Origin of the sequence: Methylophaga sulfidovorans, from assembly GCF_900114205.1 — a bacterium.
In the GTDB taxonomy this organism is placed as follows: domain Bacteria; phylum Pseudomonadota; class Gammaproteobacteria; order Nitrosococcales; family Methylophagaceae; genus Methylophaga; species Methylophaga sulfidovorans.
On sequence record NZ_FOSH01000007.1, the window covers coordinates 86,878 to 99,220 of the forward strand.

9 protein-coding genes are annotated in these 12,343 nt (G+C 44.6%); all 9 read left to right on the forward strand.

Features of this window, described 5'->3' with window-relative positions; genetic code table 11:
- The first annotated feature begins 44 nt into the window (after window positions 1-44).
- The 9 genes from BM232_RS07445 (at window position 45) to ppx (ending at window position 12,297) form a co-directional block, all read left to right on the forward strand.
- The gene (locus tag BM232_RS07445) at window positions 45-1,691 is read left to right on the forward strand and encodes an inorganic phosphate transporter (RefSeq protein ID WP_091713018.1); all 1,647 of its coding nucleotides are present in this window, start codon (window positions 45-47) and stop codon (window positions 1,689-1,691) included.
- A gap of 188 nt (window positions 1,692-1,879) precedes the next feature.
- Window positions 1,880-2,572, forward strand: a complete 693-nt coding sequence (phoB, locus tag BM232_RS07450; protein ID WP_091713021.1) for a phosphate regulon transcriptional regulator PhoB — start codon at window positions 1,880-1,882, stop codon at window positions 2,570-2,572.
- A 12-nt stretch (window positions 2,573-2,584) separates the two neighbouring features.
- Window positions 2,585-3,874, forward strand: a complete 1,290-nt coding sequence (phoR, locus tag BM232_RS07455) for a phosphate regulon sensor histidine kinase PhoR (protein ID WP_091713023.1) — start codon at window positions 2,585-2,587, stop codon at window positions 3,872-3,874.
- 143 nt (window positions 3,875-4,017) lie between these two features.
- On the forward strand, window positions 4,018-4,974 hold the full coding sequence (locus BM232_RS07460) for a PstS family phosphate ABC transporter substrate-binding protein (RefSeq protein WP_091713025.1): 957 nt from the start codon (window positions 4,018-4,020) through the stop codon (window positions 4,972-4,974).
- 133 nt (window positions 4,975-5,107) lie between these two features.
- The gene (locus BM232_RS07465) at window positions 5,108-7,378 is read left to right on the forward strand and encodes an ABC transporter permease subunit (RefSeq protein ID WP_091713027.1); all 2,271 of its coding nucleotides are present in this window, start codon (window positions 5,108-5,110) and stop codon (window positions 7,376-7,378) included.
- A 12-nt stretch (window positions 7,379-7,390) separates the two neighbouring features.
- Complete coding sequence (pstA, locus tag BM232_RS07470; protein ID WP_177207283.1) at window positions 7,391-9,064, forward strand: phosphate ABC transporter permease PstA; 1,674 nt, start codon at window positions 7,391-7,393, stop codon at window positions 9,062-9,064.
- A 3-nt stretch (window positions 9,065-9,067) separates the two neighbouring features.
- Window positions 9,068-9,910, forward strand: a complete 843-nt coding sequence (gene pstB / locus BM232_RS07475) for a phosphate ABC transporter ATP-binding protein PstB (protein ID WP_091713029.1) — start codon at window positions 9,068-9,070, stop codon at window positions 9,908-9,910.
- Window positions 9,911-9,932: 22 nt separating this feature from the next.
- Complete coding sequence (gene phoU, locus BM232_RS07480; RefSeq protein WP_091713031.1) at window positions 9,933-10,655, forward strand: phosphate signaling complex protein PhoU; 723 nt, start codon at window positions 9,933-9,935, stop codon at window positions 10,653-10,655.
- A gap of 139 nt (window positions 10,656-10,794) precedes the next feature.
- Window positions 10,795-12,297, forward strand: coding sequence for an exopolyphosphatase (ppx, locus tag BM232_RS07485; RefSeq protein ID WP_091713241.1), 1,503 nt, complete (start codon window positions 10,795-10,797; stop codon window positions 12,295-12,297).
- The last annotated feature ends 46 nt before the right edge of the window (window positions 12,298-12,343 follow it).

Below are 12,343 nucleotides of genomic sequence, written 5' to 3' on the forward strand. Positions count from 1 at the left end.
CTGTAATAATTGCGCCGTTTTGGGTAGTTATTAACGGAATCATTGTGGAAATAAAAGACATCCATAAAATTGAAAAGCAAGCCTATAAGAAGAGTCACGCTGAATTAACCAGAATCGGCATGGCCCTTTTTTTTATGGTTGCAGTACTCGGCTATAGCTTCGTCACCAGTGGTGGTGTTCCCAATAATCTCTTTCTGGCGATAGCCACTGTTTTTGGCGCCTATATGGCGATGAATATCGGTGCCAATGACGTTGCCAATAATGTCGGGCCTGCGGTTGGCTCTAAAGCGCTGACAATGACTGGCGCCATTATCATTGCGATGGTTTTTGAGGCCAGTGGTGCAATCATTGCCGGTGGCGATGTGGTTTCCACGATTAAAAATGGCATCATTGATATTAATGCCTTTGGTCAGGAGAGTGATACTTTCATCTGGGCGATGATGGCTGCATTATTAGCTGCAGCACTTTGGTTAAATATGGCGACCTTTGCCAGAGCACCGGTATCAACCACACATTCTATTGTCGGTGGTGTGATGGGGGCAGGTATTGCTGCTGCTGGATTTGAAATAGTGAACTGGAGCACGATGGGGGCCATTGTCAGTTCATGGGTTATCTCACCAGTGATTGGTGGTGTGGTAGCAGCCGCTTTCTTGTTTGCCATCAAAAAAACCATCATCTTTCAGGAAAACAAAATAGCCGCATCACTTAAATGGGTGCCAGTCTATGTGTCGATTATGGCATGGGCTTTTGTGACTTATCTGGTCTTAAAGGGGCTGAAACATATCTGGCCGAAGTTCTTAACCTTAGTCAATGATTGGTTGTTTTCGGTTGATATCGTCGATAAACCCACCATGTTACAAGCATCGACTATTGGTTTGATTGTCGCTGTTATTTCATTTGTTTTAGTAAAATCCTCATTGCGCCGTCGTTTGCCTAAGCTGAAAAACGACCGCGAAAGCATCAATATTCTGTTTACTATCCCCTTAATTTTTGCTGCGGCTTTGTTGAGCTTTGCTCATGGGGCAAATGACGTTGCTAATGCGATTGGGCCGCTGGCAGCTATTCATGATGCAGTGATGACGGGCGGTATTAATGCTAAAGCGGGCATACCTTTCTGGGTGATGGCTGTCGGTGCTTTTGGTATTGCACTTGGGCTTGGGCTCTATGGTCCCCGTTTAATTCGCACCGTGGGTGGTGAAATCACCGAACTGGATCAAATGCGTGCATTTTCTATTGCTATGGCAGCCGCGATCACCGTCATTATTGCCAGCCAGTTAGGTTTGCCGGTCAGCTCGACACATATTGCAATTGGTGGTGTTTTTGGTGTGGGTTTCTTACGTGAGTGGATGGATAAATCCAGTAGCCTGAAACAAGAAATTGAACGTGATAAGCACGAAATTCAGGAAGAAAAGCGATTACTGAGTGCATTACGCAGTGAACTGAATATGTTACTCGATAAGAAACAAAAGTCGGCGGCAGATTACCAGCGTATCACCCAGTTATACAGCTCTATTGATCGTGAAAAAGACACGCTCAAGAAAGCCAAAAAAGTGTTGAAGAAAGAAAAGAAGAGTTTATACGTCAAACGTGACATCGTTCGAAAGATTATTACCGCTTGGTTAATCACTGTACCAGCTGCTGCGGTATTATCAGCCTCACTGTTTTATATGATTAAAGGTATTATGAGTTAAAACAATGGCTTGTGTTTTGACATAAAACTGTCATATAGCCACATCTTCCAGAGGGAATTTGTGGCTTTTATGTTTCAAAGTGCCTTTAAGTACCTTGTAATAGCAATAAAATCACTGTTGTTACTAAATTGTCATAATTCAGATGTAAGATACTGACATTATGACTGAAGAAATACTGGGATGAATGTATGGCTACAAGTGTATTAGTGGTTGAAGATGATGTTGCCATCAGGGATATGTTGACGTTTACCCTGAAACAAGCTGGCCTGAGCTGTGAGGCGGTTGGTGATGCAGAATCGGGTTTGGAAGTATTAAAAAATAACCAACCGGATATGATTTTGCTGGATTGGATGTTACCTGGCATTGATGGCATTGAGTTTATTCGCCGTCTGCGTGCTAATGAGTTTCTGGCTAATATCCCAGTCATTATGCTCACCGCCAAAGGTGAGAGTGAAGATATGGTTAAGGGCCTGGCTGTGGGCGCCGATGATTATGTCAACAAACCTTTTTCACCACCTGAGCTTATCGCTCGAATCAAAGCTGTATTGCGTCGTTGTCAGCCTCCCGAAAATGAAGATGCTCAGAAACTGCAGTTTGCCAATTTAGTGCTTGATACAAAAAGTCACCGTGTCACGGTTGATGATGTGCGTGTTGAGTTAGGGCCTACGGAGTTTCGCTTACTGCACTTTTTCATGAAAAATCCTGAACGTGCTTATGGTCGCTCACAATTACTCGACTATGTATGGGGCGATACGGTGTATATCGAAGAGCGCACGGTGGATGTTCATATACGCCGTTTACGTAAAGCACTGGAACCAACCGGCCACGATCAATTTATCCAGACCGTTCGGGGTGTTGGATACCGTTTTTCAGTCGATTAAGCGATCTGAAATATGCAATGGGATAATTGGCGGCTACTGACACTGGTCAGTCTGGCAGGCTTTGCTGGCTTGTTATTTGGCCAAATGATGACATTTATGTTTGTTGCTACATTGGCTTATGCTCTGTGGCTTCAGCACAACTGGTACAAGCTCTGGTATTGGTTACAGAAACCCAAAAAACGTCGCTCCCCCAGTGCGGAAGGGGTGATTGATGATGTCTGTCGTCAGATTGAGCAGATGCGTCAGCAAAACAGTAATCGTAAAAGAAAGCTTACGGGCTATCTGAAACGCTTTCAATCGGCCACTGCCGCATTACCGGATGGCATTGTTGTCCTAGGTGAATTTGGTGAAGTGGACTGGGCAAATCAAGCGGCCAGAGAACTATTAGGGGTACGTTGGCCTCGCGACAGTCATGTCAGGATTAATAATTTAATCCGTGAACCCGCATTTCAGCATCTTCTGGAAAATCATGTTCATCTGGGTGGTACGACAACAGTCAAATCGCCGATGAATGAAGAGGTTCAGTTAGAAGTAAAGTTAGTCAATTATATGGGATCAGGTAGGTTACTCATTGCCCGTGATATTACGCAGACGATCAAACTGCAACGAATGCGTCGTGACTTTGTAGCTAATGTTTCACATGAGCTAAAAACGCCCTTGACAGTTTTGCGTGGTTATCTGGAAGCCTTTACTGAAGATACTGATCCGGAGCAGTGGAAGATGGCTCTGCCGGCGATGCGTCAGCAAAGTGAACGTATGCATTTGATGATTAAAGACTTATTAGTCTTATCCCAGCTGGAGACCGGGGAAAAATCATTACGCCGCATACCAACCGATGTAGATAAGCTGTTGCGATCTATTATCGAAGATGCCAAGGCATTGGAGCATTATCATGAACATCAGTTCGACCTGAATATTGAAACTGAGAAATGGTTGATTTGTGATTTGGGTGAAGTACGCAGTGCAGTCTCTAACCTGGTATTTAATGCAGTGAAATATACACCTGCGGGCTGCAAGGTCACCCTTAACTGGCGCGAAATGGAAGACGGCGTTTGTATTGAAGTCACTGATGAAGGAGAAGGCATTGCCGCTCATCATTTAGACAGGCTGACAGAACGTTTCTACCGTGTGGATAAAGGACGAAGTAGTGATGCGGGTGGTACAGGACTAGGTTTAGCAATCGTCAAACATGTTTTGCAAAGACATGGCGCAAGACTGATTATCAGCAGTGAGTTAGGCAAAGGTAGCAGCTTTAAATGTTGCTTCCCTGAGACCGCTGCTGTCGAGAAAATCCCGGTATAAATGCCTACCAAACAAAGAAATAACGCCGTTGTCATCTGTTTGTCATATATTTTTCATACCCTTGTCACACGCTAAACCCATACTACCTAGCGCTTACGTTAATAACGTTGCTTTTTTCTTTTAATTTTTGGGAGTTGAACACTATGTTCAAGAAAAACCTTGCTCTGCTAGGTACTGCAATGACAATGGCTTTCTCGCCGTTGACATTCGCTGGCGATATCGATCCTGCATTACCTGACTATGAAAAAGTGAGTGGTATCTCAGGTAGCTTGTCGAGTGTTGGTTCAGACACATTAGCTAACTTGATGACCATGTGGGCTGAAGAGTTCAAACGTGAATACCCAAATGTCAGTATTCAAATTCAGGCTGCTGGTTCTTCAACTGCACCTCCTGCATTGACTGAAGGTACTTCTAACTTTGGTCCAATGAGCCGCAAAATGAAAGATAAAGAAGACGCGGCTTTTGAAGCGAAATATGGTTACAAAGCAACACCGATTCGTGTTGCCATTGATGCGCTGGCTGTTTATGTGCACAAAGATAACCCAATCGATGGTCTGACCATTCCTCAAGTGGATGCGATTTTCTCTGCAACACGTACCTGTGGTTATCCAGAAGACATTACTAACTGGAAACAGTTAGGCCAGGATTTAGGTAATATCCAAATCTACGGACGTAACTCAGTTTCTGGTACCTATGGTTACTTTAAAGATCACGCTTTATGTAAAGGTGATTACAAAAACAGCGTGAATGAGCAACCTGGTTCAGCATCTGTAGTTCAAGGTGTGACAAAATCGCTTAACGGTATCGGCTACTCAGGTATTGGTTATAAAACATCAGGTGTTAAAGCATTGGCTTTAGCGAAAAAAGAAGGCAGTAAAATGATTCCTGCAACATTAGAAAATGCAGCGAATGGTACTTACCCGCTTTCACGTTACCTGTACGTTTACATCAACAAAGCGCCTAACAAACCATTAGCGCCGATTGACCGTGAATTCATTAAAATGATTCTGTCTAAAGTGGGTCAGAAAGTGGTTGTCAAAGATGGCTATATTCCACTACCTGATTCAGTTGTAGAAAAAGAACTGCAAAAGCTGCAATAAAACAGCATTTGTCATGATCTGGAAGACGCCTCGTTTTTACGGGGCGTTTTTTCTAAATTTATCGCTAAAAACACTGTAAGCCAGTATGTTTAGCAATAAATAAAGCTAAAAATAACGTGAGTGGTATTGCTAGATGCAAGAACAAACAGTCGAGAATAGTGTATTACCTGCACCAGGCTCCAAGGTAGCAAATCGCAGACGTGCATGGCGTGAGGTGAAAGACCGTATTGCCAAATATGGTGTGGCGGTGGGTGGTATTTCCGTGATCCTGGCTATCGTGCTGATTTTCTTTTATTTACTCTATGTGGTGATGCCTCTATTTCAAGGAGCAAGTCTGAAGACAGAAGCGACATATCACAGTGATTTTAAACAGCCTGTCTTTTTATCTTTGAATGAATACAACACAGTCGCTATGGCATTAGAAGCCAGTGGTGTAGTACGTTTTTTTGATGCCAAAACCGGCAAAACCATGTCTGAAACAACACTACCACTGGATGGTAAAACCATCAGCACGGTGAGTGCTGGTGCCGCTACCACTGGTGTATTTAGTTATGGTTTTAATGATGGCAGCGCTTTAGTCATTAAAGAAAAATACAAAGTGACTTATCCAACCGGAACACAACGTGTGATTGTGCCTGAAGTCACTTATCCATTAGGTGAAAAGCATGTTGCGATTGATGACCAGGGCAAGTCAATCAGCTTACTTTCTGTACAAAGTTATGAAGATAAAACGACGTTTGTTGCTTATACCGAAGATAAACGTCTGATACTCAAACGTTTTGAGAAAGAAGTCGATTTCCTTGATGACACCCAATTTACCATTAAAGAAGAAAAACACGAGATTTCATTAACTGACGTCAGCTCTCTGACGCAGGTCAAACTGGATATTGATCAACGTGAACTCTATCTGGTCGATGATAAAGGCTTTATCTATTACTACGATGTTCAGCAGTTGGATAAACCACGTTTAATCCAGAAAATTAAAGCGGTACCGACGGGTGTGGATATCACGAGCTTTGAATTTTTGACAGGTGGTATTTCTATTCTGGTGGGGCGTAGTGATGGTCATATCGATCAATGGTTTCCGGTCAGAGATAAAGACAATAACTACACCTTACACAATGTGCGTAGTTTCGATGCACAGAGCAGCCCGATTATTGCCATTGCCCCCGAGCAAGCCCGTAAAGGCTTTTTAACGCTGGATAAAACCGGCCATTTGGGGATTTATCACACCACAGCCCACCGTACATTATTGGTTGAACCTTATGTGAACAGTAGCGCGGTTATTGGCCTGTCACCAAGGGCAAATGGTTTTATCAGCATGACAGATAAAGGTGATGTGAAGTTACTTGATATTCATAATGAACATCCAGACATTTCCTGGCATTCATTATGGGAAAAGGTTTGGTATGAAAGTCGTGATAAACCTGAATATATCTGGCAGTCATCATCAGCCAGTAATGACTTTGAACCCAAGTTTAGTTTAACGCCACTGACTTTCGGCACCATTAAAGCGGCCTTCTACGCGATGTTGGTTGCCGTACCCTTGGCGATTATGGGCGCGATTTTTACCGCCTATTTTATGTCGCCCAGAATGCGTAGTTTTGTAAAACCGACCATTGAAATCATGGAGGCTTTGCCGACAGTTATTTTGGGTTTTCTGGCTGGTTTATGGTTAGCACCATTAGTGGAAGATCACTTGCCGGGTGTTTTTACATTGCTGTTTATGCTGCCAGTGATGATTATTTTGACAGCCTGGGGCTGGACAAAACTGCCTAAAGCCTGGCGAGAACGTATTCCTGATGGTTGGGAGCCAGCAGTGTTGATTCCGATTGTCTTGTTAGTCGGTTATGTCTCTATGGCGAGCAGTGGAGCGATTGAACTGTGGTTATTTGATGGCAATATGCCGCAATTTTTGAATGATGTTGGTATCAATTATGACCAACGTAATTCGCTGGTGGTAGGACTGGTCATGGGCTTTGCAGTGATTCCGACCATTTTCTCTATTACTGAAGATGCGATTTTTGGTGTGCCAAAACATCTGACGATTGGCTCATTAGCCTTAGGGGCAACACCATGGCAAACCATGACGCGAGTGGTACTGCTGACGGCGAGTCCCGGTATTTTCTCGGCAGTAATGATTGGTTTAGGCCGTGCTGTCGGTGAAACGATGATTGTATTGATGGCCACGGGCAATACACCAATTATGGACTTCAACATCTTTGAGGGCTTCAGAGCTTTATCCGCCAATATTGCTGTAGAGATGCCAGAGGCTGAAGTTGCCAGCTCTCACTATCGGGTATTATTCCTGGCCGCACTGGTCTTGTTTTTAGCTACTTTTATCTTGAATACCGTCGCTGAAATTGTGCGCCAGCGCTTACGTAATAAATACAGCTCGCTGTAGTTAGGAAACAGAATGAAACAACGTTCTTCAATGAAAATCTGGTTTGATAGCGGTAAGCCCTGGGTTTGGTTAAATGCCGGTGCCGTTAGTATCAGTCTGGTGATGGTAGTCGGCTTGATTGGTCTAATCGCTGTACGTGGGTTAAGTCATTTCTGGCCTGCCGATATCGTTGAGCTGACTTATGCTGAGCCTGGCGAAGAAAAAGTCATGTTGGTGGGCGAACGTGTTGATCATGAAACGGTGCCTGCTGCTCGGTTAGCGCTTTCGGGTGTGCATTTACCCGAAGGACAGGAAACAGCAAACCGAACCTTATTAAAGATTGGTAATCGTGATTTTTTTGGCCTTGATTTTCGCTGGATAAATGACCCATGGATTGCAGACACGCAAAAGCCAGCTGGGCTGGTGTCGATAGAGCGGCGCGAGTGGGGCAATTTTTATGGTTATCTGGTCAATGTTAAACAACAAGGCGAAGTTGTCGCACAAGGCGAACAGGCCTGGGATGCGTTTCAGCAGCGCCTCGCCCGTAGTAATGCCTTGTATAACAAGATAAAAGATATTGAAAAGTCGGATATCGGTAAAATCAATCATGGTCTTGAAGATCTACGGATTGATGAACGTCGTTTAGAGCTCGATAATGTTGAAAAAGGCACGGCACCGTACCTGGAAATCGAAGAAGAGCGTAAGCAACTCAATACACGCTATGCAAAACTACGTGAAGAGTTAGATGAATTATATTCAGAATTGAATCGTGATCAGATAACCGTCAAGATTTCTGATGGCCGTGAAGCTGAAATCCCCATGGCAAAAATCGTACAGGCGTATAAGCCAAATGCGATGAGTACCATGCAGAAGCTGGGACAATATTTCCATAATGCCTGGGAATTTGTGTCTGGTGAACCACGTGAAGCGAATACCGAAGGCGGTATTTTCCCGGCTATATTCGGCACAGTCATGATGGTGATGATTATGTCTGTGCTGGTCACACCGTTTGGTGTAATTGCAGCGGTCTACCTGAAAGAATATGCCAAGCAAGGTGCAGTGGTCAGATTGATTCGAATTGCAGTTAATAATCTGGCCGGCGTGCCATCGATTGTTTACGGTGTATTTGGCTTGGGTTTCTTTGTGTATTTTATCGGTGGCAGTGTCGATGAGATTTTCTTTCAGGCCAAACTACCATCCCCCACCTTTGGTTCACCTGGACTGCTCTGGGCATCGCTGACCTTAGCGATTTTGACCGTACCAGTGGTGATTGTCGCCACCGAAGAAGGTTTATCACGTATTCCGAGAGCAATTCGTGAAGGTAGTCTTGCGCTTGGGGCGACAAAAGCGGAAACCTTATGGCGTACAGTATTGCCTATGGCTGCACCAGCGATGATGACAGGATTGATTCTGGCCGTAGCGCGAGCGGCGGGTGAGGTGGCACCTTTGATGATGGTCGGGGTGGTGAAACTGGCGCCGTCACTGGCGATTGATAATATTGCCCCTTATCTGCATTTGGACCGTCAGTTTATGCATTTGGGCTTCCATATCTATGATGTAGGTTTCCAAAGCCCTAATGTTGAAGCCGCTAGACCGCTGGTCTATGCCACCGCATTTTTATTGGTATTGATTATTGTTGTGCTGAACCTGGCAGCGATTGGTATTCGCAACCGCCTGCGAGAAACTTATAAAGCAAGTGAGAGTTAAACGATGGAAGCAGTGAAAGAACAGAAAAATGTATCGCGAGGTATTGATATTGAATCGATGCAAAGAGGGCCTCGCGTGAACCTGGATAATGAAACGCTGTGCCTGGAAGTTAAAGACTTTAACCTGTTTTATGGTGATAAACAGGCCTTACACAATATCAATATGCAGATCCCAAAAAATCGCGTAACGGCGTTTATCGGCCCAAGTGGTTGTGGTAAATCTACCTTATTACGCTGTTTTAACCGTATGAACGATCTGATTGATTCTGTCAGGATGGAAGGTCAGTTATTGCTGGATGATATGGATATTAATTCGCCGTCAGTGAATGTGGCGGATTTACGCCGTCAGGTAGGCATGGTATTTCAAAAGCCTAATCCATTTCCTAAATCTATCTATGAAAATGTGGCGTATGGTCTGCGTCTGCAGGGAGTCAATGATCGTTCTACACTGGATAAAGTGGTAGAAAAATCATTAAAAGGTGCGGCGCTGTGGGATGAAGTCAAAGACCGTCTGCATGAGTCAGCGATGGGGATGTCTGGCGGTCAGCAGCAACGTTTAGTGATCGCTCGTGCTATTGCTATCGAACCGGAAGTCTTGCTACTTGATGAACCGGCCTCAGCTCTGGATCCTCTCTCGACCTTAAAAATTGAAGAGTTGATTTACGAACTGAAAGAAAAGTATACGATTGTGATTGTGACCCATAATATGCAACAAGCGGCGCGGGTTTCAGATTACACAGCGTTTATGTATATGGGTGAATTAATAGAGTTTGGCGCCACGGATGAACTCTTTACCAATCCAAATAAAAAACAAACAGAAGATTATATTACCGGCCGTTACGGTTAATCCGGGCTGAGGAGAGACGCATATGGTTACAACTACTTCCCAACATATTTCGCAACAATTTGAGAATGAATTACAGGATGTTCGTTCTCGTGTCTTAGCGATGGGCGGTTTAGTCGAGCAGCAAGTTCATAACGCGATGGAAGCCCTGATTAAAGGTGAGCCCGATATCGCCCGTGAAGTCATTGCTTATGACGATGAGGTGAATTCATTAGAAGTCAGTATTGATGAAGAATGTATTCAAATTATTGCGCTTCGTCAGCCAACGGCAGGGGATTTACGCCTGGTCTCCGGCATATTGAAAACCATTACCGATTTGGAACGTATTGGTGATGAGTCTGTGCGTATTGCTCGTATGGCACTGAACTTGTCTGAAAAAGATCGTCCCAAGCATAATTACCGTGAGTTGCAAGCCATGGGTAATCATGTACGTGGCATGTTACGTGATGCATTAGACGCTTTTGCGCGCTTTGATGTGGATATGGCCTTACGTGTGGCCAAAGAAGACCGTGAAGTCGATGCTGAATATGAAGCGATTCTGCGTCAGTTAATGACTTATATGATGGAAGATACCAGAGCCGTCACTCGTGTGATTGATATGATGTGGTCTGCGCGCTCATTGGAACGTATCGGTGATCATGCGAATAATATTTGTGAACACATCATTTATCTGGTGGAAGGTAAAGATGTGCGCCATTTAAGTATTGAGAAAGCCGAACAAGTGATTAAAGGTCAGCTTATTGAATAAAAAAAGAGGATTTTCGTCACAAGTAAAAAGGGCCTGGTTACGTTTGAGACCGGGCTTTTTTTATGGAAAAGACGATTTAACATTGTCCACAAGCAATCAGCTAGTGCAGAATAAACCGAAAAACGAATCGATAGGTGTTATGCAAGATACAAATCATGATGTGCTAGCGGCGGTGGATCTCGGCTCTAATAGCTTTCATATGATCATCGCCCGGATGCGTGATGGTCACTTTCAGGTGGTCGACCGACTTCGTGAGATGGTTCAGCTGCGGGCGGGACTGGACAGACATCACTACCTTTCCTTGGAAGCTCAGGAACGCGCAATAGCCTGTTTGGAACGCTTTGGTGAGCGTATCAAAGATTTACCATACGGCAGTGTTCGGGTGGTTGGTACTAATACCTTACGTATCGCGCATAATTCACGCCGTTTTTTACGTCAGGCGCGTCTCGCCTTAGGTCATCCGATTGAAATTATCACTGGTGAAGAAGAAGCTCGCCTGATTTATCTGGGTGTGGCTCACTCACTGGGATTTGATGATAGCCGTCGTTTAGTTATGGATATCGGTGGCGGTAGTACCGAATATATTATTGGTGATGGCTTTAAAGGCTTGATGCGTGAAAGTCTGGAAATGGGCTGTGTCAGTTTTTCACAAAAGTTTTTTGCCGATGGCAAAACCACGGCGACACAGATGCAACATGCGATGTTGGCTGCGGCAAGACGTATTCGTTATATTCAGCGACCTTATCGTCAGGCTGGTTGGCAGGAAGCTGTTGGTGCATCAGGCACGATTCGTACGGTAGCCAATGTTTGCAAAGAGCACGGCTGGGCAGATGATGGCGTGATCACCGCCAAGGCACTGGAAAAGATGGTCAACCATCTTATCGAAGCTGGCAGTGTGGAAGAGGCAAAGTTCGAAGGGCTGTCCGAAGAGCGGAATAATGTCTTAGCCGGGGGATTGTGTGTACTGGCTGCGTCGTTTGAGCGATTAGGCATAGAGCGGATGATTGTCGCTGATGGTGCGTTAAGAGAAGGTTTATTGTATGACCTGCTTGGCCGTATTCAGCATGATGATGAGCGTGATAGAACCGTGTTGGCACTGATGCGTCGCTACCATGTCGATGAGGCGCATGCTGAGCGAGTTGCCGTGATGGCGACACAGTTATATGAGCAAGTGGCGCATGACTGGGAGTTGGACCACGATGAGCTACTGCATCGTCTACAATGGGCGTGCAAACTACATGAAGTGGGGTTATCTATTTCCCATAACCAATTCCATAAACATTCGGCTTATCTGGTTGAACATTCAGATTTACCCGGTTTTTCACGTGAAGAACAGCATGCCTTATCAGTGATGGTACGAGGACAACGTCGCTCATTCCCGAAAAAACATATCAATAAATTATCAGACGAAATGCAGTTAACCACACAACGGTTAACAGTGCTTCTCAGGTTGGCCATGGTCTTTAATCGTGGTCGCTCTGAACGCGCTGATACCTATATCAAGCTGAAACTGGATGGTAAAAAGATGATGTTGGTTTTGCCTGATGGCTGGTTGAAAGAGCATCCGCTGACGGAAGCTGATCTAGCTCACGAAGTTGAGCAATTGAAAAAAGTGGATTTAAAGCTGAGCGTGGTAGCCTAAGTTAAATGAAGAAAGGCGTCTCTGAATAAGTTCAGAGACGCCTTGT